Origin of the sequence: Hymenobacter sublimis (assembly GCF_023101345.1) — a bacterium.
Classification (GTDB): domain Bacteria; phylum Bacteroidota; class Bacteroidia; order Cytophagales; family Hymenobacteraceae; genus Hymenobacter; species Hymenobacter sublimis.
Map to the genome: position 1 here is coordinate 247,501 of NZ_CP095848.1, position 24,759 is coordinate 272,259.

Consider the following 24,759-nt stretch of genomic DNA (forward strand, 5'->3'; position numbering starts at 1 on the left):
GTCTGCTGGGTAGTTTGACTGGGGTGGTCGCCTCCAAAAATGTATCGGAGGCTTTCAAAGGTCCGCTCAGTACGCTTGGTAACCGTACGCAGAGCGCAATAGCAGAAGCGGGCTTGACTGTGAGGCCTACAAGCCGAGCAGGGTCGAAAGACGGATATAGTGATCCGGTGGTTCCGCATGGAAGGGCCATCGCTCAAAGGATAAAAGGTACGCCGGGGATAACAGGCTGATCTCCCCCAAGAGCTCATATCGACGGGGAGGTTTGGCACCTCGATGTCGGCTCGTCACGTCCTGGGGCTGGAGAAGGTCCCAAGGGTTCGGCTGTTCGCCGATTAAAGTGGCACGCGAGCTGGGTTCAGAACGTCGTGAGACAGTTCGGTCCCTATCTGTGGTGGGCGTAGGATATTTGACAGGACCTGACTTTAGTACGAGAGGACCGAGTTGGACCAGCCGCTCGTGCACCGGTTGTGACGCCAGTTGCAGCGCCGGGTAGCGACGCTGGGATGAGATAAGCGCTGAAAGCATCTAAGTGCGAAACTCACCTGAAGATGAGATATCCGATAGAAGAGTCGTTGGAGACCACAACGTTGATAGGCCCTAGGTGTAGAGCGCGAAATCGCACAGCCGAGGGGTACTAAGGACTCGAACACTTCTGTAGCATACGTAGCTCACCTCTTTCTTTTTCCTACTCTGCCTCTATGTTAAAATACGACAGCCCTTGTCCGCTTCGGTGGACAGGATGCTGGCTTGATAATGGTGGCTTTAGCCCGGGTGTTCACCTCTTCCCATTCCGAACAGAGTCGTTAAGCCCCGGAGCGCCTATGGTACTGCCTTCACCGGCGGGAGAGTCGGTCGCCGCCAACCTTATCATTTATGTGCCTCGGCCCCCCGCGACTTCGTGCTGCGGGGGGCCGACGTGCGTTATCCCCCTATCCCTATGCTCCCCCTTGCCTCCACCCCGGTAGAGGGAGGGGAAGCAGTTGGAATCAGTTCTGTATGTATCTTCTTAATTGGATCAACGTCACTTAGTAGAGTGTTATGAAATAATAAGGACAAAAAAATGCTTAAACGGCTATGGCAGGGGTCATGAAATTTTAGTTGAATCTGTGCACTCAAATATTTCCAGTTTAAAGCACATACAAAAGGGCCACTTGCTAATGCAAGCGGCCCTTTTGTATGTGCTTTATTGTAAGGCTCTTATTCTCTTGGTCCGGATACCACCTCTATCATTGAGTTAATAGATAAGTACTCTTGGGCCAAAGTCAATAAGCTACTTGATTGGACGTCTTGAATTCTTTCGACAAACTCGCTATAGTAAGCAGTTGGAAGATCATGGAAAACAAGGTTCATATACTTATCACATTGTTCGAACACTGTGCTGAGCTCATTGGCAAACTTACCGGCCATGTAGTTCTTGACGGTTTGCAGTTCGTCATCTGGAATACGCTCAGTTTGCAGGCGGCTCAGTTCAAAGTGAATTTCTTTGATGGCGGCTTCCGTGTTAGTAGTATTGACATCTGAGCCGATAACAAAGCTGGAAGCATGTTCGCGCGGATTCACACTTGCGTAGATGCCATAAGTCAGACCTTTGTCTTCACGGATATTTCGCATCAGGCGTGATCCAAAGTAGCCTCCTAGCACTTTTACTAATACTTGCAATTCGTGCGTCTGCGAGTGGCTTAGCGCGGGCCAAAGCTTCCCTATGCGCAATGAGGACTGTAGGCTGCCTTTCAGTAACACATAGTCTTGGGCTAGCGTGCTTGCTGCTAGTACTACAGCAGGTAGGGTGGGCTTTACTTCTGACGAGAGCACCACTGTTCCCAGCAATTCACCAATTAATTTTTGGTCTGCATCTGCAACATCACCGCACAGGAATATTTCGCTCCGTGACAGCTGATACCGTTGCTGATGGAACGTCCGAAGTTGAGTAGCAGTAACTAGACGGAAGAGATTCTCATTGAATTTAACGCCGTAGGGATACGTAGGGCCAAACAAGTTATGCGAAAACTGCTCAGCGGCTAGGTAACTGGATTTTTGACGTTCAACCCGCACGTTCTGGATTGTGCGAGTCTTTAGCTGTTCAAGCTCTGGGTCCGGGAACGTGGCTTCCGTTAGTACATCCAGTACTAGGGGAAGTAGCTTCGGCAGGTGACGAGTTAGGCAGTATAAGGTGAGTGTAGCCCGATCAAACCCTTGCTCACATTCTAGGGAGGCTCCGTAGAACGCTATTTCATCGGCAATTTGGCGGGCTGTGCGCGTGCGGGTGCCTTCGAGCAGCATGCGCGCCGTGAGCAGCGAAATACCGGGAGCTGGTTCATACCATTTGCCGGCTTTGAATACTACCTGAAGACGGACTACGGGCTGGGCATCATTGCGCAGTACATGCAGACGGGCTCCGTTAAGGAGCGAAAACACGTCAGCCGCGGGCAGCGTTACGCGGGCCAGCGGCTGAACGGGAGGAGCGACTTTGCGGTCGAGCATCAAAAGGAAGAAGTTAGTTGGACGTGTCGCCGGAGCTGCCGAAGGCTTCGCTCAGTTCATTGAAGTTAAAGTGCAACGACACGCGTAATGTTTGGGCTAAAGGATTAGCTCTGGAATTGGGTACCAGGTAGGCGCCATCAACCCCAAATACTTGGTAGCGGACGCCAGCTCCGAGGCTCAGATACTGACGGCCCCCGCTATTAGGGTTCTCGTAGAAATAGCCTACCCGGGCCATCAGCAAATCATTATACGTGTACTCAAGGCCGCCAGAAAGGTTTATCTCGCGCAGTTCTCCTTTAAAACCGTCGGGAGAGTCGCTGAAGGAGCTTGTAATACCGCGGACAATACCATAGTTAGCCCGCTCCACATTTTCTGCTATGATACGTGGGTCAGTCGAAGGTACCTCATCTTCAAAATAAGGGCTGGGTACTAGCAACTTGTTGACGTCGAATGCCAGCGTAATCTTATTATAAGCGTCCAGCTCTTTCGTGATGGCAGTACCTAGCTTCAGGTTGGTTGGTAGAAAGTCAGGACGATTGGGGTCGGTGTAGGTGATTTTATTGCCAATGTTAGAAACCGCGCCACCAAAAGCCAAGCTATACTCCCCGGCGCCAATGGTAAGGTCTGTATTGTAATAAGCGCCAAGATCCACGGCAACCGCATTACCAGGGTTGCTGTCAATATTGCCTCCCGTAAGGTTAGAGCGGATATAGCGGGCGTTGATGCCTACTCCAAACTTTTCGCTGAGCTTCTGCCCATAGCCCACACTCACGGCATATTCCTTGGGGTTAAAGGTGCCGTTGGCTGCTCCCGTTGAAGTCCGGTACTGGATTTCTCCCAGATCGAAATACATCAGGTTGGCGGCAAGCGTAGCCCGTTCGCCTATTTTTGTCGTTCCGCTCAAGTAAGCCAAGCCCATGTCATTGGCCACGCCGGCTAGCCAAGGAGTATACGAGGTAGAAACACTGTGCTGGTAGCGCACGAAGCCCAATTTGCCTGGGTTATAATACGCTGAGTTGGCATCTGGGCTGATAGCAGCACCAACTTCTCCCATGGCTCCTGAGCGCGAATCTGGGCTAACCGTCAGGATGGGAACAGCGGTAGTAATTGGAATAACCCGGTCCTGGGCTTGGGCGGTAGCAGCCAGGCCTAGCAGACCCGGCAACAGCATGGAGCGCAAGGTCAGTTTCGTCAGTGTCATAGGGGAACGAAGAAAAAATAGAGGCGGAAGGTAGGCGAAATGCGCAAGCTTTTGCTTCTAGTTAAGCAAAACTAGCTTTTCAAATTTGGAAGCTGTAGAACCGTCACGTGGCGAGCGGACGCTAACGCGGTATACGTAAACACCGCGCGCCAACTGATCTTGGTACTCGTCGCGGCCATCCCAACTGATGGAAGCCACGTGGGGGCCACTGCTAAGTGCCGAGGCCTGCAGCGTGCGAACCAGTTTGCCGGATACCGTGAAGATCTGCACTTGTACTTCTAATTCTTCGCCTTGACGATTATGATCGAAGTGGAAAGTGGTCGCGCTGGCAAAGGGATTCGGATAATTAAGAACGTGTTGCAGGGCTAGCTTTTCGGTGGGCGCCGCAATAAACTCAATAGCACGCTCGGCCGAGTTGTTCCAGGTATCCCAAGCCTTCACGCGCAGCTCATGGGGGCCTGGACTGAGGTCTTTGAACAGGTATTTTACTTGGCCAGCCTGGAAGCTGTCTACTTTGGCCGTGTAGAACTCGTTGAGGATGGTAACCTTCGAAGGGTCGCCGTCGAGGGTAGCGGTGAGGTCGTGGCCGATACCGGTGCCTGCAGTATTAATGCCGCTGGCGTCGCGCAGGTTGCCAATCAACGTGGTGGTAGTCCCCGTGAGGCCCCCAAACACGAAGCTGGTTTCGTTGTCCATAAACAGCTGGATACGCGGCGGAATAGTGTCGCGGTAAGCCAGCTGAGCCGCGTCGCCCACGGGAATGAAGCGCTGACCGTGGGCGTCAGTGCGGGCCGTGGGGTCGGCCGCATACAGGCTGATCTTGCCCAGCCCTACTTGGTAATTGATGTCTTTGGGCACCACAAACTGCAGCTTAAACTGACCGTTGCTGACCGTAGCAGGACCATCGTAGAGCACGTTCTCCCGCACGGCTATCGGCGTCGGTTTATCGCCTGCTTCATTGCCGAGGGTCATGACCGTGGACTTCTTCTCAAATATCTGTACCTGAGCAGTACCCGCAAAACGGGCGTTGCGTTGCCCCGCGCGCCGGATTTCGCCCTTGATTTCTACCTGCCGCAGTGCCTTTAGGGTATCAAGCTGAGCCAGGGATGCTGATTTGCCATTTACCTCTGTCACCACAGCTTCTTGCTCGGGGTAGGCCAACCGCATGGAAGGGTCACCGAGCAGGGCATAATTACGGTTATTGTCGCCGGATACAGCTGCGTTTTTGGTAGCCTGGCAGATGTCGCCAATACGGGGCATATTGCCGTTGGCGAGCGGCGTGAACAGGTCGCGGAAGAATTCTACAGCCATGTTCTGGTTCCGGTCAGCATACACAACCCGAGTAGTAGTAAACAAGCCAATAGCGCCGCCTGCAATGTCGGTCAGGGACTGTTCGCCGGCCGAGGTAAACTCGGGGTTGTCGTAGGTGCTGAAGTCGCAGGTGCCCGTGAATAAGAAGGACAAACGGTTGCTGTTCCGCAGCCGCAACACCGAAGAATTCGTCAGAATCTGCTCCTCAGCCCAGCCTTTAGGGCCACCGTGCCCGATGTAGTTAATCAGTAGCGAACCTTGCTCAAATGCCTCATCAATGGACTGCTCAGCGGCTGGGGAGCGTTGACCCGCTGCCACAATTACCTGAGGGTACATGTCGAGGTAGTGTTTATACACGTTGTAGCCCTGGGCAGTAGCAAGCGTATCGAGTGGGTTCGTAAGCTGCTCAGTATAAGTAGTAAACAAGTTATTGTCCCCGTCATCGGCCACGAAGGAAAGGCGGTTACGCCACTTTCCGTAGCTGACCGGCGAGTCGTAAGCAAGCAGTTTGTCAACGACGAGCCGCGCCTGGTCGGTAGTTCGTACGGGTAGGCGGCCTACGCCAATATCGAGCAATTCGTTGTTGGAGTTGGGAGCCCAGCTGCCTTCGGTATCGTCGAGCAGGCCGTAATAGTCATCGGAGGAGTACGTAATGCCCTGGCTGCCCGGCCGCGCGCCCATGATCTGGTCGAAGCTTTCTACCGATTCGTACACCGGCACAAAGTTTTGGTTGATTTTGTCGGCGTTGGCCGGGAGCCGATTTTTCCACCACGTAGGCAATTGATCGGCTTGGTTGGTAGGATCGGCCTTGTAGTCGTAGGAAGCGTCGCCGAACAGTAGCAGGTACTGGCGTTTGCCGGCCGGGGCCCGGTCGTACACCATTTTCATAAAGTCCCGGATGGCCGTAACATCCTGCCCACCGGAGCCAAACTCATTGTACACCTGATTGGTCGTGACTACTTGGGTGGTTAGGCCATCGTGCGCGGCGCGGTGAGCTGCTAAGCGGTTGGCCTGCGCTAGGAAAGCCGGGTGGGTCAGAACAACCAGCTCCAGCTTGCTGTCCAGGTTCAGCGCGTGCAGATTCTGGTTAGCAACCCGGCCAAAGTTGCGGGGGGCCGGAAAGTTGCTGCCGCTGAAGGCCACAAACTCCCGGACAGTATCAGTGCGAGCCAGAAAACTGCCGCTAGGAGCCACTACCTCGGCCGGCCGGCGCGGGTTGCTGACATCCCAGATGGTAACGCCAGTAGCATTGGCTAGCTCGTATTGGCTAATGGCGCCGGGGGCAATGTTTTCGAGGGAGCGAAACTCCAGCTGGCTGCCTGCGAACCGGAGCTGGCGGCGGGCATTAAGTTCTAGGTAGTCCAGGTAGCCCCTAGCGGCTGGGTCATTGCTGCCGTTGTACGTGAGGTCTACCTTAATGGCGGCCGGCACCGAAGCAGGCACCACGTAGCTTAGCGTAGTGAGGTTGGTGTTGGCTACCTCGGGGTAGCATCCTAAGCCGCCGGTGCAATAGTAGCCCGGCACTACTTGGGTAGTGGCGGACTGTCCGTTGAGGCTGCTTTGAAAAAAGGTAGCCGCCGCCGATGAGGCCGCCACCGATGCCGTTACCTGCACCGTAGTACCGGCTACCAGATCGGGTACGGTAAAGGAAAACGATTTTTGGTCGGAAGTTGAGAATTGCTCCCCCAGCCACACTCGCCCCGATTTAGCTAAGTTCACCAATTCCAGTTCGTAAAACTGCCGCTCCGTGAACGTGGTGATACGGGCCGTGGCGCTACCCGTAACTGCGGGAGCCGCGGCAACGCGCCGGCCGGCAGTATTACCCACCGTCAGGAAGTAATAGGCCGTATCGGTGTAGGGGTTTAGGTGGTGCTGAAAGCGCGCCGCGCCGCCGGCCCGCGTCCAGGTGTGGGGGCCGCGGGCATAGAACAGAAAGTACTCATTGTCGTCGAGGGTAGCGTTGGCGTCGCCTACGAAACGAATGGGGTTTTCGGCCAGGTCATCGGGCCGGAAGGTTTGGCTGGCCTGGGGCAAGGTGCCCATGGCGTTGCCATACAGGCGCAGGCGGGCCGGATCCAGGGCCTGCACGTTGAGCCCCAGGCTAGCCAGAGCCTTCTTATCAAGCTTATAGATGCCGCTACCCGGAACTCCGATCTTAAACCAGTCGCCCTGACTTAAAACGGAAGAACGGGCGTAGGTGCGGGTGCCGGCGGCCGGCCGTTGGGCGTTTGCGTTCCGAGAATAAGCGTAAGTGAAGGAAACGAGCTTTTCGGCCTGGCCAGTTTGGGGGTTGCGGCGCAGGGGCTGCAGGGCCAATAGCGTCACGGGCTGGCGTTGCTCTAAGCCGGTTACCAGCCCAGTGGTTGGGGTAGTAGGCAGCGCCGCTAGGTCCAGCTGGCGCGCATCGGCGGCCGGTACGGGCTCATAAACGGTTTCGCGCAGGTTGCCCTCGGTTACGGTGCCAGGTAGCCGGAGCTGATAAGTGCCGACCTGCTCGTTCAGGCGGAAAAAAGCGCCCCGAAACGAAGGGACCCGCCGCTGCTGACCCCGGATGACCACTGGTTCCGTGCCCGTCCAGGCAATACGGGCCCGCACAACTTGCTCCGTTGCCTGGGCCCGGGCCGGTGGGCCGCCCATGCTTATCCCTAGTAAAAGCAACAACCAGCAAGTAAAAAACCGCATAGACAAGGCGCAGAAATCAGGACAATATAAAAGCCGCAGCTTTGGGCAGGCAACAGGATAGACAGTAACTCAGTTCAGCGCGCAGTAGGTAACTGCCGAGCCTACGAATTATTGCGGCCTGAGACCAGAAAATTACGCTTTCATGAACGCAGTAGCGCGGGCACTCGGATTGGCAAACATTCCTGGCTCAAGCAACTGAAGAGTTGGATGCTAGCCTCCTCTCAGGTAGCCTCAAGCTGTTTTGGCCCGTGTGAGCAAGGATAACAGCACGTACAGCAAAATAATGAGCGGAATAGCGGCGGCACCTAGCACCAGTAGCAACCCCACGCTCAGCAGCAAAAAGATAAAGCGGACCTGATTATCCTGCCAGCGGAAAGACTTGAACTTCAAGGCAAACAACGGTAGCTCCGCTACTAGCAAGCCCGACAAAATCACCGTCAGCGCGAGTAGGAGCCAGGGATTCAGGATAAGCTTGGTTATCCCTAAGTCGTCGTGGGCCATGATGAGGGGCAGGGAAGCTACTACCAGGGTGCAGGCGGGAGTAGGCAGGCCGATAAAGGAGTCGGACTGGCGCGTATCGTTATTAAACTTAGCCAGCCGCAGGGCCGAGAATACCGTGACCAGAAAGCCTACGTAAGGTAACCAGGTGGGCAGATCGGCCCCGGCCTGGCGCAGCAAATCAAACAGGAAAGCACCCGGCACCACGCCGAAGGATACCATATCAGCCAGGGAATCGAGGTCTTTGCCGATGGGGGAGGAGACGTGCAGGACCCGCGCCAGCAAGCCGTCAAAAAAGTCGAAAACTGCGGCTAGCCCCACGAAGTACGCGGCCGTTTCCAGTTCGCCCGCGAAAATGTGGCAGAGGGCCAGGCAGCCGGAAAACAGATTAAGACAGGTAACGGCGTTAGGAAGATGTTTTTTCAAGGGAGAGGGGAAAGTATGCCTTGGAATACGCGGAGAAAAGCGCAGCAAAAGCTGCTTCTTACTTCAGAAATGGATTGGTGCGGCGCTCCTGGCCGATGGTGGTGGCCGGGCCGTGGCCGGGGTACACAACGGTTTCGTCGGGGAGGGTTAGCAACTGGCTTTTGATGCTGGCAATAAGAGTCGCATGGTCGCCGCCAGGCAAATCGGTGCGGCCAATGCTGCTTTGAAACAGCACGTCGCCCCCGATGACGGTGCTGCTTGGGGCATGGTAGAAAATTACGTGGCCTGGCGCGTGGCCCGGCGCAAATCGTACCTCCAGCTCTGTTTCTCCGAAGCGCAATGGCTCGCCGGGCGTCAGAAAGCCAGTTGGTTCAGCCGGAGTGTAGCGGGCAAAGCCGTAGCTGGGAGCGTAAGCCGGCACCGAGCGCAGGGTAGCCAAATCAGCCTCATGAATCAGAAACGGCACCTTATAAGTGTCCACCACAAACTGGTTACCGAAAACATGGTCGATGTGGCAGTGGGTATTCAGCAGCAACACCACCTGCAGGCCCTGCTTCTCAATAAAGCTACGCAGGGCTTCCTGCTCGGCCCGCTCGTAGCAGCCGGGGTCGATGATAACGCACTGGCCCGTGGCGTCGTGCAGTAAATAGGTGTTCTCAGAAAAGGCGTTGAAGGTAAAGCCAGAAACAGTCATGCGCAAAGGAAAAGGAGCCGGCCCGTAGCCAGGAATCAATTTAGGAGGGTAAGTTACGAGTCTTGCTGCGAATGAAAGGGTAGTGACCGGCCCCAGCCGTGCGCCAGGAGCGGATCAGTAATTGGCTCGTGAACCTGGCAGGCGCACCAGCCCTAGGTTGGGCTCGTAACGTACCGTGGCCTCTGGTAGTGTTCTGCGTTTCTCCCTTACCTTGCCCGTAATGACACGCGTTGATTATTTATTAGTGGGTTACGGCATTGCCGGGGCTACCCTGGCCGCGGAGTTGCGGGCGCGCGGCTACCAGGTGCTCGTGCTGGATACTTTTCAGCCAGATTCGGCCTCGCGGGTAGCGGCTGGCCTGATGAACCCGGTAGCTGGTAAGCGTTTTGCCCTGGCCTGGCGGGCCGACGAGCTCTTGCCCGCCGCGGCCGTATTTTACCAGGCTCAGGAGCAGCGGCTAGGCCAACGGTTTTTCTTTGAGCTCCCCATTCTGAAACTCTTTTCTTCGGTAGGAGAGCAAAACACCATCATTGCCCGCAGTGCCGACCAACCCTGGCAGGACTTCGTGGAGGACCCGGGCGCCGAACTGCCGGCCCGGCCGGGCGTGCGGCAGGCGCTAGGTGGCTTACGCATTCGGCGCGGGGGCTACGTGCGGGTGGAAGAACTGTTGAGTGCGCTGGCTGCGGAAGGAGAGCGGGAAGGGTGGCTGCGCCACGAAACTTTTGATTGGTCCCAGCTTGTTGCCCAGCCGGATGGTAGCCTTACCTACGCCGGCCGCGTGCAAGCCCAGCATGTGGTGTGTTGCGAAGGTGCGGCAGCCGTCCATAACCCGTATTTTCAGTGGCTACCGATAACTCCTAACCAAGGGGAGGTGCTGGATGTGGAATGCGCCGGGCTGCCGGAACTGGAGGTACTCAACAAAGGTGCCTATGTGGTGCCGCTCGGGGAGCATCGGTTTCGGGTGGGAGCTACCTACCGCTGGCCTCCGTTTGCCGAAGGCATAACGGCCGAAGCCCGCCAGGAACTCAGTCAGCGCCTCCACGACATGACCGACCAGTCGTTTCGGGTGACGGGGCAGCGGGCCGGCGTGCGGCCTGCCGTACGCGACCGGAAGCCGCTGCTCGGAACCCATCCGGCGCTGCCGAACGTACATATTTTCAACGGCTTGGGCTCCAAAGGGGTCATGATGGCTCCTCGCCTGGCCCAGGTGCTGGCCGATTGGCTGGAAAAAGGCATCGAACCCTGGCCCGAAGTCAATATTCGGCGGTATTTTACGTTATATTCTCCGGGCCCAGCTTCGGCCGGCCTGGCTACTCCTGCTCCCCGCTCCTAGCTTTCTCCTATGAAGCACATATCCTTACTTTCCCGGCGCCATGTTGGTCGTCCGGCTGGCGTGGTGGCCCTGCTGCTGGGGCTGGCATTTTCCGGCGAAACCGCGCGGGCGCAAACGGCCCAGGAGCCCTTCGGGCGGGTGCGGATTCAGTACAAGAACTTCGACTGGCTGCAGCTCAGCACCCAGAACTTCAATATTTACTACTACGCTGGGGGCGAGGCCAACGCCCGCCACGCTGCTGAGTACGCCGAAAAGGAATTGCAGCGCATCACCGGCCTAATCGGGTACTACCCTTACTCGAAGACGACCATCATGCTCTATAACTCCGTAGGCGACCTGCGGCAGAGCAACGTGGGCCTCGACACGGACAAGTACGCCACCGGCGGCGAAACATCCTTGGTGCGCTCTACCAAGGTGCAGATAGCCTTCCAGGGTCAGCAAACCCGCTTTAAGCAAGACTTGAGCAGCCGCATCACCCGCGTGCTGCTCAATGACATGATGTACGGCGGCTCGCTCAAGGAAGTCATCCAGAGCACCTACCTGCTTCAGCTGCCCAACTGGTTTATCAGCGGGGCCTCGGCCTACGCGGCCCAGGGCTGGAGCGTGGAAATGGACGACTACATGCGCACCATGACCAAGGAGCACGAGGGCAACCGCACGGCCCCGTTCTTTCTGCGCAACCCCGAGCTGGCCGGCCAGAGCATCTGGAACTACATTGCGGAGCGCTACGGCTACACCTCCGTGCAGAACATCTTGAACCTGACGCGCATTACCCGCGACGTGGAAGTAGGTATCAGCTCTTCTCTGAACGTGCCGTACAAGGTGTTTTTGAAAGATTGGCTTGGGTACTACCGCCAGCTGAATTCCCAGCCGCAAACGCCTTATCAGCAGGCCGACGAGGCCCGGCGGGTGGTGCGCAACAACCGCAAAAATACCATCTACAGCCAGCCGGTGCTCAGCCCCAACGGGCAGCGCCTAGCCTACGTGCAAAATGACCAGGGTCGCTACCGGGTAGTAGTGGTAGACAAGAATGGCCGTGGCCGCGACGTGGTGCATCGGGGCGGGTACAAAACCCCCGATCAGGAGGTAGAAACTCGTTTGCCGGTAATGGCTTGGCGCGGTAACGGCCAGCTGGCCGTAGCCGAAATGAGCAAGGGTAACCTAACGCTGCAGCTGCGCGACGCCGATGGAGTCGTCTCGAATATGGTGAGCCGCCTGAAAAGCCTATTACCCAGCTTCGGCCGCTCTACGTCCCTATTTGCCCAGTTCTCCCAGATTACCGACCTGAACTATTCGCCCGATGGCAAGTCGTTGGTGTTTAGTGGGGTACGCAACGGTCAAAACGATTTGTACCTATTGCGAGCCGGTAGCCGAACGCCGGAAAAGCTGACCAACGATGTCTTCGACGACGTGGAGCCCAGCTTCCTACCCGGCGGTGGGGGCATCGTGTTTAGCTCCAACCGCTGGCTTGATTCGGCCGGTACGGCGAAGGGAAGCTTTGGCGCCGTTGTCAATAACTACGACCTCTACCTGTACCACCTCGACGGTCGGCCTCAGCCGGTGGAAGTGCTAGCTAATACCATTTCCAACGAAGGCCGCCCGCGGGCTATTTCTGACTCGGAAATTCTGTTTTTGAGCGAAGAAAGCGGGGTGCGTAGCCTCTACCGCCTCACGCTGGCTACCAAACAGTATCGCCCCGTTACTAGCTTCCTGGCCAACATCGAGGACTACGACTACAATGCTACCACGGGCACCTTGGGCTTTGTGGCCGCCAACGAGGCGCGCGACTACGTGTATTTGTACCCGAGCTACTCGCTGCCCGACAACCTGACGCTCTACAAAACGGCCCGGCAGGAAACCCTAGAAGACCGCTCAAAACCAGCCAAAGCCGCCGTACCAGCTGCTACCCGGCCGGGGCCTACCATTGCCAACGCCACTCAGCAAACGGAAACTCCCGCTACAACCCCCGCTACTGGAGAAGCCGCCCCAGCCACTACGGAGCCGGCAACGGCCCCGGCAAAATCCGGTGGGCGCATCAATACCAGCGACTACGAGTTTGACGAGGACATTCCGGTTTCACGGGCCAACCCTACTACCCCCGTCAAGCGCCGCGCTGCTACGGTAGTGGCCCTGCCCCAGGCCGCACCCAGCGAGGCCGCTTCCTTAGTCGGCCCCTTCCGTTACGATACTCGCTTCAGCATCGACAACGTCGTTTCCTCCCTCTACTCTGACCCCTTGCTGGGCCTAGGGCTAATGGGACAGGTGAACATGTCGGACCTGATGGAAGACCACCGTATTCGGGCCGGTATTTTTGGCCTGACCGACCTGCGGACTAGTAACATCTTCGCGGAGTACACGAACCTGAAACACCGCTACGATTGGAGTATTCTGTATCAGAAACAGGCCTATTTCTTTGATAATGAGACGACGGGTCGGACGCGGTTCGGTCGCCACGAAATAGCGCCTACCATTGCCTACCCGCTCACGCACAACCTAAGTGTGCGCGGCGGCCCGCGCTTCGTGAACGTAAGCCGCAAAACTTTCACGGACCTGAACGGAACCAACGACAGCACCATCACCTACCTCGGGGGCGCCGGCGAACTAGTTTTCGACAACTCCATTGCTACGGGCGTGAACATGCTGCAGGGCACCCGTATGAAAATAGGCATGACCCGCCTGTACGACGTGGCTGGCGGCGACAAGGACTTCACCAAGATTTACGTGGATCTGCGTCACTACCAGAAGATTCACCGTCAGCTGATTTGGGCCAACCGCGTGAGCTTTGGGCAGTACATCGGGGGCGGCTCCTCGCAGCCCTTCTTCCGCCTCGGCGGCATGGATAACTGGCTGAATTACGATTACGAGGACGACCAAATCATCGACTCCAACGGCAACAGCCCCGACCCGGCCCGGCTGTCGCCTACCCAAATGTTCTACCAGCAGTTCGTCACCAACCTGCGCGGGTTTGACTACAGCAAACGGGTGGGCCAGAAGTACGTGCTGTTGAACACGGAGCTACGCCTGCCCATCATCCAGTACTTCTCGCGCAATCCTATTGAATCGGGCTTCTTCCGCAACCTACAGCTAACGGCCTTTGGGGATTTGGGTACCACGTATTCGGGAGCTAACCCATTCAGTGTCAATAACTCCATCAATACGCAGGTGAACCCCGGCAACCTAGGCAATGGCAACAGCTTCACCGGTACGGTTATCAATTTCGCTAATCCCATGCTGTACGGCTACGGTGCGGGTATCCGTACTACCATGCTGGGCTTCTACGTGAAGGGCGACGTGGCTTGGGGCCGGGAGCAGTACACCGAAAAAGGACCGAAGCTCTACGTAACCCTGGGTTACGACTTCTAGCCGAAAGCAGTAAGCAACTACTTTATCAAACCAGAAGGCCTTTCACTGCATCAGTGAAAGGCCTTCTGGTTTTTAGCCAAAAGTGCCTTCAACGCAAGCTTGATCGGGTAGGTTGCGGTATTCCCCGGTCGATGCGGGGTAATCCGGGAGTTGGGTTGTATCTTTACGGTCCTTTTACCAGCCGTGTTACCGTGACGCTCCTCAGCGAAATTTGGGTGTTGATGCAGAAGGACTTCCGTCTGGAATGGCGGCAGCGCGCGGCCCTGAACGGCATGCTCCTGTACGTAGGTAGCACCGTTTTTGTCTGCTACCTCAGCTTCTCGCTCCGCGGTGGGCAACTGCCGGCTCCGGCCTGGAATGCCCTGTTCTGGATTGTGCTGCTGTTTTCGGCAGTGAATGCCGTAGCGAAAGGGTTTTTGCAGGAAAGTCGGGGCCGTATGCTGTACTACTACACGGTAGTACGGCCCCAGGCCGTAATTCTGGCCAAAATTGGGTACAACGCCCTATTGCTACTGGGCCTGGCCTTAGTAGCATTTGGGCTGTACGCGGTGGTGCTGGGCAACCCCGTTCAAGATACGCCGCTGTTCATGGGCAACGTGTTGTTAGGGGCCGTGGGCTTCGCCAGCACCCTAACCTTGGTATCGGGCATTGCGGCCAAAGCCACCAACAGTAGCACCCTGATGGCCGTGCTCGGCTTCCCGCTGATGGTGCCCATGCTGCTGCTGCTCATCAAAGTATCCAAAAACGCCCTGGATGGGCTGGAATTCGAGGCCAGCCAAAGCTCCTTGCTTACCTTGGTTGCCCTGAACATGATTGTAGGGGCCGTGTCCTATTTGCTGTTCCCTTTCCTGTGGCGAAGCTAATGTCAAGCTACTATACTAGCTGATGGCTAGTATAGTAGCTTCTAGCTTTTTCTGTTCTCTGGTAATTAATACATTTCACCTTACGAAGCTAACAGCCAACAGCTAGTAGCTTACAGCTTTATGAAACACAATTGGTGGAAAGCCCTGAGTGTGGTGCTGCTGCTGTACGTAGCCGTGGCGGGGCTCCTGATGCCGGTGCCGCGCCTGGCCATTCTCAACGAGAGTATCCGCAATTTGTACTTCCACGTGCCCATGTGGTTTGGCATGACCTTCATCCTGATTGCCTCCGTGTACTACTCCGTGCGTTACCTGCGCACCCCTGCCCCCGAGCTGGACATCCGCGCCCACGAGTCGGCGCGCATTGGCATTCTGATGGGCTGCGTGGGGCTGGCCACCGGTAGCATCTGGGCCAAGTACACCTGGGGTGCCTGGTGGACCAATGACCCCAAGCTCAACGGTGCGGCCATTGCCATGCTTATATACGGGGCTTACCTTGTACTGCGCTCTTCTTTCACTGATGAGCAGCAGCGAGCCCGAATTTCGGCCATTTACAACATCTTCGCCTTTGCTACGGCCATGCCGCTGTTTTACATTCTGCCCCGCCTCACGGACTCCTTACATCCCGGGGCCGGCGGCAACCCAGCTTTTGCCCGGTACGACCTTGACAGCGACATGCGCATGGTGTTCTACCCGGCCGTAATCGGCTGGACTTTACTGGCTTTCTGGCTGGCGCAACTAGCTAGCCGCGTTTCCTTGCTTAAACTGAAAGTATATGAAAAACAGCTTGCCTAAGCTCCGCGCCGCGCTGCTCCTGCTGCTGACGCTGTTGCTGCCGGCCCTGCGGGTAGCTGCCCAAGCCACCACTACCGCAGACACACCCGAAATGGCCGATGCCCTGCGCCAGAACGGCAAGATTTACGTGGTAGTTGCCGTCATCACGGTAGTGCTGGCGGGCCTATTACTTTTCCTGATTTCGCTAGACCGCAAGCTCAGTCGCTTGGAAAAAGAGGTAAAGGACTAAGCAATAAGGTGGTGAAATAGTGAAATGATGAGTTTAATGAGCTGTATGCACAAGCGGCCTTGGTAGGGCCTATTAACCGATATCTCATCAGTTTGCCATCTCACAATTTCACCATTTTTAGTGGACCTTTGCCGTTGTTTTTGTTGTTCTGAATGTCCTCGGCTCCGGGTGGAGCCAGCCTGTTGTACCCCGACATGAAAAAAGCCCACATTCTCGCCATTACTGTCATTGCCGTGGCTATTGGCATCATTATGAGTGCTGCCGGTGATGCCAGCGTGTATGTTTCCTTTAAGGAAGCCCGGGAGCGAGCCGCCGATGGAAACCTCACGAAAGTGCACGTAGTCGGCCGCCTACCCCGCGACGGGCAGCAGAACATTTTAGGTCTGGAGTACAATCCTACCCTCGACCCCAATTACTTCGCCTTCACTCTGGTCGACACCAACCGCATTGCCCAGCGCGTGGTGTACTTCAATCCCAAGCCCCAGGATTTCGACAAGTCGGAGCAGGTAGTAATTACTGGCGCCATGCGCAACAACCTGTTCGTGGCCGATAAGATCTTGCTCAAGTGCCCCTCCAAGTACGTGGAGAAAGATATCAAGGGCGCTACCGCTTCAGTTAACTAATACAACCGCATGAGAAACCAGCTGCCAACAGCCACTGCAACTACCCGGGGAGAGTTTCCCCGTTGGTGGCGCGTGGTTATTGGCAACTTGTTTCTACTGCCGGGTTCCTTACTGGCAGCCAAAGCCCAGGTGCCCAACGACGACATTGAGTGGCGGCGGGTACTAAGTTTAAACGAAGCTGTTGTGTCTAGCACCACCGACTGCACTGTGCAGTGGGCCTGCGTAGACGAAAAGCTTACTGGTAAGTGCATAGAATACCACAACGACCAGTGGTTTGAGTTTACACCCCGCACCTCGGGCCGGTACTACGTGAACATTGGCGGGCAGAAATGCCGGGACACCCGCGGGGTGCAGCTTGTCGTGCTGACGGGGCAGCCTTGCCAGCCAGCCACTTACCGGGTGCTTTCCTGCACGTCGCTGGGTAGCCAGGATGATGTGTTTGTGACGTTGGATTCCTTGCGCGCCGGGCAGCCCTACCTGTTGGATGTGGATGGCTACCTCAAAGACTTCTGTCAATTCAGTCTGACAGTCAGTGACAAAGCGCAGGGTGTGCCCGCCCAACTTGCGCCGGCGCTGGCTTCCGTAGCGCCCACCGTGAGCAGCAGCTTCACCCTCCGCTGGACCTTGCCCGATTCTTTGGGCGCTGTCCAGCAGTTCCGGGTGTTGCGGCGCGAAGCGGCTGCTTTCCGGGCCTCGGAGGTTGCCACCGTACCGGTGCAGCGCACTACTTACGGCACTACCAGCCCCGAGTATGTCTGGACCGATACGCTCAGTGCCCCAGGCCGCTACCTCTACCAGGTAATTACGAAGGCTGCTGACGGCACGGCACCAGCCGTGGTGCAGCAGCAATGGTATGCCTACAGTCTACCCCTGCTGCAGTCCGACAAAAACAAGGTACAGGCTGCCGCCGAAGGAGCTAAACGGGCCGCCAAAGCCCAGCAAAGCTGGGAGCGGCGCGGCCACCGGGCCCGGATGAAACGCCTGGCTGGGCAGCGGCACCCTAACACTTAAAAACAAGTTCGTGTTGGCCGGGTAGTATACCGTCGGGCTAACATTTCCTCTTCAACGCAGTAGCACATGTTGAATACAGTAATCGGCGACGTTGGACACCTGAGTGTCATCGTGGCATTTGTGGCGGCTACGGTAGCGGCGTACTCCTACTATAAGGCGGCGCAGGGCCGGACCCTCGGCGACACGGATGCCTCTTGGCTCCGGATCGGACGGGTGGCTTTTGCCGTGCACGGTTTGGCGGTGTTCGTCATTATCGGGGCGCTGTTCGGTATTATTCACGGCCACCGCTACGAATACTACTACGCCTGGAGCCACAGCAGTAACCACCTGCCAGTGTACTACATGATTTCCTGCTTCTGGGAAGGGCAGGAGGGAAGCTTTCTGCTCTGGATTTTCTGGCATGTGCTCATTGGCTTTATACTGATGCGCTACAGCCGTCGTTGGGAGGCGCCCGTCATGAGCATTTTCGCCGGCGTGCAGCTGTTCCTGACTTCCATGATTTTGGGGGTAGTGCTCGGCGACCTAAAGATTGGCTCCTCGCCCTTCATTCTGCTGCGCGACTTTATGCCGGACCTTCCGGTTTTCAAGCTCAATCCTGACTTCGTACCCAAGGACGGTACCGGCCTGAACGCCCTACTTCAGAACTACTGGATGGTGATTCACCCGCCGACCCTGTTCCTCGGCTTTGCCCTGACCCTGGTACCCTTCGCCTATGCCATTGCCGGCCTCTGGAAGGGCGAGCTAACCAAGTGGGTGCGCCCAGCCATGCGCTGGACGCTCTGGGGCGGCCTCGTGCTGGGTGTAGGCATCGTGATGGGTGCTTATTGGGCTTATGAAACCCTGAACTTCGGAGGCTATTGGAACTGGGACCCGGTAGAAAATGCCGTGTATATCCCTTGGTTGGTGCTGGTGGCTTCCCTGCACGGTCTGGTGCTGTGGCAGCGGAGTCGCACGGCTCTGCGCACTTCTTTTGTGCTGGTTATTGCCACCTTCCTGTTGGTGCTCTATGCTACCTTCCTGACCCGAAGCGGTGTGCTGGGTAATGCCTCGGTACACTCCTTCACCGACCTGGGCCTTTCCGGGCAGCTCATCATTTACTTGATGGCCTTTGTGGTACTAGCTATTGGCCTGCTAGTGTGGCGCTGGAAGCAAATTCCAATATCACCGAAAGAGCTGACGACTTACAATGCCGAGCTGTGGGTATTCGTGGGCGCTACCGTACTCTGCCTCGGTGCTTTCCAGGTGCTGGTTACTACCAGTATTCCGGTGTACAATGCTTTCCTGGGCTTTATTGGTATCAAATCCAACCTGGCTTTGCCCGCCGACCAGATTCAGCACTACACCAAAATCCAGCTCTGGATGGGGGTAGGGGTGGCTTTCTTCTCGGGCCTAGCCCAGGTGATGTGGTGGCAGAAGAATAACAAGGAGTCTTTGACTAGCTCCCTGACCGTGCCCGGCATCCTGACGTTGCTCGGAGCTGCCCTCGTGATTCTGCTGGTGCAGTACTATGGACTGAAAATGGAGGTGAGCTATATCGTGCTGCTGACCACGGCCCTCTTCGGGGTGCTGGCCAACCTCGGAATGGTATTCACCTTGATGAAGCGCAAGGTGAGCCTCTCCGGTGGCGGCATTGCTCACATCGGTATTGCCCTGATGCTGCTGGGGGTGTTGGCTTCGGCTGGCTACTCCAACATCATCAGCCAGAACGTCTCGGGCCTGTTGTACTCGCGCGAGTTTGACGAAACCACCAACCGCGACAACGTCCTGCTCTGGCGCAACGATAAGGCCCCCATGGGCAAGTACGATGTAAGCTATACCGGTCAGTATCTGGATGCGCCCGGCGTGCCCGGCTACGTAGACAAGCAACTGCTCTTCCGCACCGCCGATGAATACAAAGCCCTAGCCCGCGCCGACATCAAACGCGGCGACCAGGTGTACTATAAAGCTGGCGACACCGTCGATATTCTGCCCGAAAACACCTACTACCGCGTGGAGTATAAGGACCGCAAAACCGGGGAGGCCTTCGTACTTTACCCGCGCGGCCAGGTAAATGAGGAAATGGGAGAGGGCCTGCTCGCATCCCCAGACATCAAGCGGTTCGCTGACCACGACATCTACTCCCACATCAGCGCCGTGCCCCCACCCGACAAGGAGAAGGACTGGAGCGAGGTAAAGGAGCACGTGCTCAGCGTTGGCGACACCATTTTCCTCAATGATTATTTTGCCGTATTCCGCGGCGTAGAGCCGGCCCACCAAACCGCCGGCCTAGGCTTGACCAAAGGCGACCTAGCCATTCAAGGCGACTTCCTCGTATTTGGTGAGAAAAAGCAGTACCACGTACACCCGGTGTTTGTGGTGCGCAACCGCCTAATTGGCCGCGTGCCGGATGAGGTAGAAGATTTGGGCCTGCGCCTAAGCTTCTTGAATGTAGACCCCCAAAAGGGTAAGTTTACTTTCGGCGTAAGCACTACTCAGAAGGACTACATCATCCTGAAGGCCGTGGAAAAACCCTTTATCAACCTGCTTTGGAGTGGTACCTTGCTAATGGCTGTTGGTTTTGGCATGGCCATCTACAAGCGCCGCCGCGAAACCGAAGCTGCGCTTGAGCCCACCGATGCTGAGGCAGTGCCAACGCTGCAGCCACGACCCAAAACCCGGCAGGTTGCCTAAGCTTATTCCAAGGCAATAACAGCAACGCCCCGGCCAGTGTGGTCGGGGCGTTGCTGTTATCTAGACAGTTCAAGTCGAAAGTAGATTGAGGTTACTAGCTGGCATGCAGGGTAGTATCTGCTTGGCTACGTGTTCTGGCCAAGCCAGAACGGGCAAGAGATACCAGCAACGGGGCCAGCCAGTCGTAGGCGGTGCCTGGCGGTAGTAAGCAAGCAACAAAAAAGGCGGCCAAGAAGGCCGCCTTTTTTGTTGATAAAAAGAAGGTAGTGCTACTTCTGAATGGTCACGTTACCAACCATGTACTCATTGCCCGCCAGAATCTTCACGATGTACATGCCGTTGGCCAGGTTCGAGAGGTTCACCTTGTTCTCGAAGTTATTCCGGATGCTGGCCGTGTGCACGCGCTGCCCAAGCATGTTCAGCACCTCCACTTGCAGAGCGCCTTTCGTATTCGCGCCCCGCACATCAATAGCCAATTCGCCAGCAGTTGGGTTCGGGAACATCGTAATGGCGCGCGTTAGGGCCTCGGAGGAAGCTGTAACGGTGGAAACTGCTACTTCAATGTTGTCTACCATCAACAAGTACTGATTAGCTGTGCTTTTAGCATGGAAGCCAATATAATAGTTGCCGGAAGTAGTGGGTGTAATGGTAGCTACACTAGGCGTACTAGTGGCATTTGCAGTTTGATAAGGAGAGTTATTAACGTACGGAATGACGATGTTATCATTATTCCATAACAGGTTGGTCTGACCAGCAGGGGTTGCACTTGTACCATATTTCACCTCCATCCGCTCAGGATACACGGTATTGAAAATATTATACATGCCGTACCGGAAAGACAACTGATAACGCGTCCCTGCCTGTAATGATAGCGCAGGCGTAAAGAACCAATCATCGGCGGCCGCTGCAGCATTAAAGCGGTAAAGCATAGCATTTGTGGAAGCATCACCAAGGGGGAGGCTGGTAGTACCTTCCAGGTAAGAAGATGCTACCCGCCAAGTCTGTGCATCATTATTGACATTGGCTACCGTCATTCCATTTGGTAGAGAACCAGCAGCTACCCCTTCAAACCCTTCTTTATAGGGGAAAGTGGTAATAGCTGGGAATGGCGTAGTAAGTCTGAAGGGACCAACTAAAGCGCTTTGATCAGTAGAGCCACAAGCACTGCGCACATATACGTCGTAAGTTGTACCGACTGTTAAGCTCGTTAGGGAGAAGGTTGGTCCGGTACCAGTTATCGTAGTTCCGGCGGAGGCGGGGTCGAAGCCAGATGGCCCGTAAATAACCGTGTAGCCAGTACCAGTGCTAGGTACGCCCGATAAAGTAAGAGTAGCTGAGGTGCCGGTAATAGCAGAGAAAGTAGCATCCGCTACGATGGGGCAGCTCAACTGAGTGCCAACGGTTGCATCCAAGGCAATGCGTGTCCGGAGCGCAGTTGTGTTTACGGCGGTCCACCCTCCCCCCGGCACCTGAAAGTAAAAAGTAGATGCCCGCAACGGGTCTTCTACCTGATAGGCAACAGACGCGTTGGTTGTAAGCTCTCGAATCGCCACATAGAAGGCTCCCGTCACACGAATGCTTGGTACGGGTAACGTAACATCACTGACTACTGCCGTCCGAGCCCGGGCTGGGGTTGAGTATAGAACAGCGTTGGGGGTACCACCGGCTCCGGTCGCATCCAGCAGCACGAGTTGGTAGGAGGCCACATTGCCAGCGGATGCTGCAAACTTGACTTTCACCTCATTAACATAGGTAGGCTGGCTTACATTATACTTAACTGCTAGCAAGCCACCAGCTGCCCCAACTCCTACCCCGGCCGTGTTAAAGGCGCGGGTATCATCCACGTACCCTATGCTACCCGTCGTTACTACCTGCGTGTAAGGAAGGCTGTTATTAGCATTGTTGTCGTCGTTGGCTACGGCCACGGTCAGGTTGTTGGTGCCGGGGGTCAGAGTGGCTGGATACGGGTCAAACGTGACGGTAGCTATAGCGCCTGGGGTTAGGATGGCTACGGTCTTGGTGCTGGTGAAAGTATTGGCCCCTGCCACGGTTAAAGTAACCGGCACGTTGGTAAGCGTATTAAGGCCTCGGTTTTGGATAGCGGCTGCTACTGAGTGAGGCAAGGAGTAAGGCGTTGCCAGCTTTCCTAGCGTGTGAATGGTTTGTACGGAGGCATCCTGGGGCTGGGAGGCGCTGAAGCGATATATAAAGCCTGAGGTCGGGCGTGAAGTGCTGCGCACGTTGAAAACGTCACCAATGTAGTTGCCCGCCAAAAAGGTGGCGCTGGCCCAGGCAGTAGTAGAGGTTTTGCGAACCACAAGGGCCTGGCCTGGCGCTGGGCCGGAGCCTTTCAGACCCACGGCAGCCGTGCGCAGGGCGTCAGTTGCATTAGGGTTAGCTGTGAAGGTGCCATACACAAAATCAACCCGGTTGAGGGTTTCGTACAGCTTCACCTGAAAATTAGCGGTAGCATACTGCTTGGTAACACTGCCCAAAGCCTTGTCGCTTACATCTTTCCACTGAATTGTGCAGATGCGGTTAGGCGCTGTACCGGTAGTAAACACCCGATACTCCGTAGTTGCTGAACCTTCCAGATCCAGGTTGAACGGTAGAATCAGGTTTGTTTCAGCGTCGTTATCCAAGGGCCCCTTAAAGGGGCTTTGCGGCCCGTCGTAGTAATAGGGAGCTATTGGTGCAGTGGTTCCCAGCTTCAGGTAGCCATTGGTATTGAGCACAAAATCCGTGAACGTCTGGCCATTGTACTGGAAGGAAAAGCCAATTGGCGTAGCAGCCGAATTAGCGTCATCCGTGTTGGGCGTTGCAATAACGGTCCCAGTGCTTGCTAGGTCCGTGTAAGTACCTTGGCCGGAAAGGCTCGAGAGAGTCGTATAGGCAAATTGTGCCTGAGCCGACAACGTGCTCACACTCAGCAAAGCGGCGAAAGCCAACTTCTTTGCAGTGAGCAGATTCGGGTAAAATTTCGACATGAAGAGAAAATAAGGTGTGAAAATGAGGAGGACAGGAACGTGTGGCAAAAGCCTAGGGAGTTAGAAGCCTTCCCTTTTCAAAGTAAACCCATTTTTGGCGACATCTGATGTAATGTTTATTTATTTCTGGTTCGTAAACTGCCAATTATGTGCCTGGCAAAGCATTTAATTGAAATAGCCTCACATCCGACAAGACAAATACCCCGGCCAGATTACCTAGTTTCGTCCTGACCGGTTTGGTTATGTGCCCGCTTGCAAGCGGCAGCAGCTACGTTCTTCGTTGCCGCGTTGGCCACTGTAACTCAGCTGCTGGCAGCGTTGCTGGCCGGCGTGCGGGTTGTTTACTTTGCTCAGCAAGTCCATGGTAGCTTACAAGATTGTCTTATTGGGAGCGGGCCGGGTAGGGCAGCACTTAGGTCCGGCGCTGGCGGCAGCTGGCCACCGCGTGGTGCACGTATGGAGCCGGACACTGGCCGCCGCCCAGCAGGTAGCTGCCCGCATTCCGGGCGCAACGGCCGGTACTGATGCCGCGGCCCTACCCTCCGCTGACCTGTACTTGGTAGCCGTGCCAGATGGCGCCGTGCCTGAGCTGCTAGCTGCCGCTACCTTTCCTGCTGGGGCGCTAGTTGTGCACACGGCGGGGGCGCTAGACTTAGCCGTATTCGCACCTCACCCTTACGTGCGCGGCGGGGTGCTGTACCCGCTGCAAACCTTTAGTCCGGGGCGACAGATCAGTTGGAAAACAGTGCCTCTGTGCCTGGAGGTAGCAGATGCGGCCGATGCTGATCTGCTGGAAAACACGGCCGCTTCGCTGAGCCAAGATGTGCGGTGGGTGAACTCCGAGCAGCGCCTGCAACTGCACGTGGCGGCCGTTTGGGCCTGCAACTTTCCCAACCATTTGCTCGGCATCAGCCACACCCTGCTTACGGAAGCAGGTCTACCTTGGGAATTGCTTCGGCCACTCATCGAGGAAACCATGGCCAAAGCCCTAGTTCACCCGCCCTTCAGCGTACAAACCGGGCCAGCTGTCCGCCACGACCGGGCTACGCTGGCCCGGCACGAAGCGGCCCTGAATAGCCACCCGGAGTGGCAGGGGTTATATAAGCGCCTGACGGATAGTATACAACAAGCGGCGACCGGGCCCGCGGCAAACAATGAGACGGGCTTGCAGCTTTGATTCGGGTGGCCGTATGACTACCTTCGCACCCGCATTTTTGCCTCGTTCTCCTAGCGTTACGCCGTGAAAGCCGTAAACATCACCTTTAAGTTTCAGGACGGCCAGCCCGACCAGACCCATGTGGCCGCTCAAGGCGAATCGGTACTGGACGTAGCCCTCAACAACGATATTCAGCTCCAGCACAACTGTGGTGGGGTGTGCGGGTGCAGCACTTGCCACGTGTATATTCTGCAGGGCGAAAACGACCTGCCCGAAATTTCGGACAAAGAAGAAGACTTTATTGACCGGGCCGTAAACCCGCGCATCAATTCCCGCCTGGGCTGCCAATGCGTAGTGCAGGGCAACCAGGATGTAGTAGTCCTCATCCCGGCTCAGGAGTTTTTAGGCCACTAAGTTTTAAGATGGCTGTAAGTGAAAG

General features: G+C 56.2%; 16 protein-coding genes and 2 rRNA genes (1 of these 18 only partly in view). 12 read left to right on the forward strand and 6 right to left on the reverse strand.

Features of this window, described 5'->3' with window-relative positions:
- Both MWH26_RS01095 and rrf read left to right on the forward strand, forming a co-directional pair.
- Nucleotides 1–657, forward strand: a 23S ribosomal RNA gene (locus MWH26_RS01095); it begins 2,245 nt to the left of the window's first position.
- Nucleotides 658–752: 95 nt separating this feature from the next.
- Nucleotides 753–864 (forward strand): 5S ribosomal RNA (rrf, locus tag MWH26_RS01100).
- A 333-nt stretch (nucleotides 865–1,197) separates the two neighbouring features.
- Here rrf and MWH26_RS01105 read toward each other — a convergent pair.
- From MWH26_RS01105 to MWH26_RS01125, 5 genes are all read right to left on the reverse strand, one after another.
- Nucleotides 1,198–2,481, reverse strand: a complete 1,284-nt coding sequence (locus tag MWH26_RS01105) for a M16 family metallopeptidase (RefSeq protein WP_247977048.1) — start codon at nucleotides 2,479–2,481, stop codon at nucleotides 1,198–1,200.
- A 13-nt stretch (nucleotides 2,482–2,494) separates the two neighbouring features.
- A complete protein-coding gene (gene porV, locus MWH26_RS01110) occupies nucleotides 2,495–3,682 on the reverse strand; it encodes a type IX secretion system outer membrane channel protein PorV (RefSeq protein ID WP_247975698.1) in 1,188 nt (395 codons plus the stop codon).
- Between the two features lie 57 nt (nucleotides 3,683–3,739).
- Entirely contained in the window at nucleotides 3,740–7,675 is a 3,936-nt protein-coding gene (porU, locus tag MWH26_RS01115) for a type IX secretion system sortase PorU (RefSeq protein WP_247975699.1), read from the reverse strand.
- A 231-nt stretch (nucleotides 7,676–7,906) separates the two neighbouring features.
- On the reverse strand, nucleotides 7,907–8,599 hold the full coding sequence (gene pssA, locus MWH26_RS01120; RefSeq protein WP_247975700.1) for a CDP-diacylglycerol--serine O-phosphatidyltransferase: 693 nt from the start codon (nucleotides 8,597–8,599) through the stop codon (nucleotides 7,907–7,909).
- A gap of 58 nt (nucleotides 8,600–8,657) precedes the next feature.
- The gene (locus MWH26_RS01125) at nucleotides 8,658–9,293 is read right to left on the reverse strand and encodes an MBL fold metallo-hydrolase (RefSeq protein WP_247975701.1); all 636 of its coding nucleotides are present in this window, start codon (nucleotides 9,291–9,293) and stop codon (nucleotides 8,658–8,660) included.
- 220 nt (nucleotides 9,294–9,513) lie between these two features.
- Between MWH26_RS01125 and MWH26_RS01130 the strand changes: the two genes are divergently transcribed.
- The 8 genes from MWH26_RS01130 (at nucleotide 9,514) to ccsA (ending at nucleotide 20,177) form a co-directional block, all read left to right on the forward strand.
- Nucleotides 9,514–10,626: an NAD(P)/FAD-dependent oxidoreductase gene (locus MWH26_RS01130; RefSeq protein WP_247975702.1), complete on the forward strand. Its 1,113-nt coding sequence runs from the start codon at nucleotides 9,514–9,516 to the stop codon at nucleotides 10,624–10,626.
- Nucleotides 10,627–10,635: 9 nt separating this feature from the next.
- Nucleotides 10,636–13,989: a TolB-like translocation protein gene (locus tag MWH26_RS01135; RefSeq protein ID WP_247975703.1), complete on the forward strand. Its 3,354-nt coding sequence runs from the start codon at nucleotides 10,636–10,638 to the stop codon at nucleotides 13,987–13,989.
- Nucleotides 13,990–14,210: 221 nt separating this feature from the next.
- Nucleotides 14,211–14,852, forward strand: a complete 642-nt coding sequence (locus MWH26_RS01140; RefSeq protein WP_244698940.1) for a heme exporter protein CcmB — start codon at nucleotides 14,211–14,213, stop codon at nucleotides 14,850–14,852.
- Between the two features lie 120 nt (nucleotides 14,853–14,972).
- Complete coding sequence (locus MWH26_RS01145) at nucleotides 14,973–15,644, forward strand: cytochrome c biogenesis protein (RefSeq protein ID WP_244694733.1); 672 nt, start codon at nucleotides 14,973–14,975, stop codon at nucleotides 15,642–15,644.
- A complete protein-coding gene (locus tag MWH26_RS01150; RefSeq protein ID WP_244694734.1) occupies nucleotides 15,625–15,873 on the forward strand; it encodes a CcmD family protein in 249 nt (82 codons plus the stop codon). Before MWH26_RS01145 ends, MWH26_RS01150 begins: the two co-directional genes overlap by 20 nt.
- Before the next feature lie 194 nt (nucleotides 15,874–16,067).
- Nucleotides 16,068–16,496 carry a cytochrome c maturation protein CcmE domain-containing protein gene (locus tag MWH26_RS01155; RefSeq protein ID WP_247975704.1) on the forward strand — a complete coding sequence of 143 codons (429 nt, stop codon included), beginning with the start codon at nucleotides 16,068–16,070 and terminating at the stop codon, nucleotides 16,494–16,496.
- A 9-nt stretch (nucleotides 16,497–16,505) separates the two neighbouring features.
- A complete protein-coding gene (locus MWH26_RS01160; protein WP_247975705.1) occupies nucleotides 16,506–17,507 on the forward strand; it encodes a hypothetical protein in 1,002 nt (333 codons plus the stop codon).
- Nucleotides 17,508–17,573: 66 nt separating this feature from the next.
- A complete protein-coding gene (ccsA, locus tag MWH26_RS01165) occupies nucleotides 17,574–20,177 on the forward strand; it encodes a cytochrome c biogenesis protein CcsA (protein ID WP_247975706.1) in 2,604 nt (867 codons plus the stop codon).
- Between the two features lie 269 nt (nucleotides 20,178–20,446).
- On the opposite strand, the gene MWH26_RS01170 is transcribed toward ccsA, so the two are convergent.
- A complete protein-coding gene (locus tag MWH26_RS01170; RefSeq protein ID WP_247975707.1) occupies nucleotides 20,447–23,164 on the reverse strand; it encodes a T9SS-dependent choice-of-anchor J family protein in 2,718 nt (905 codons plus the stop codon).
- A gap of 361 nt (nucleotides 23,165–23,525) precedes the next feature.
- Between MWH26_RS01170 and MWH26_RS01175 the strand changes: the two genes are divergently transcribed.
- Both MWH26_RS01175 and MWH26_RS01180 read left to right on the forward strand, forming a co-directional pair.
- A complete protein-coding gene (locus tag MWH26_RS01175; protein ID WP_247975708.1) occupies nucleotides 23,526–24,341 on the forward strand; it encodes a Rossmann-like and DUF2520 domain-containing protein in 816 nt (271 codons plus the stop codon).
- A 63-nt stretch (nucleotides 24,342–24,404) separates the two neighbouring features.
- Nucleotides 24,405–24,734 (forward strand): 2Fe-2S iron-sulfur cluster-binding protein, encoded by a 330-nt coding sequence (locus MWH26_RS01180; RefSeq protein ID WP_247975709.1) that lies wholly within the window; start codon nucleotides 24,405–24,407, stop codon nucleotides 24,732–24,734.
- Nucleotides 24,735–24,759: the final 25 nt, after the last annotated feature.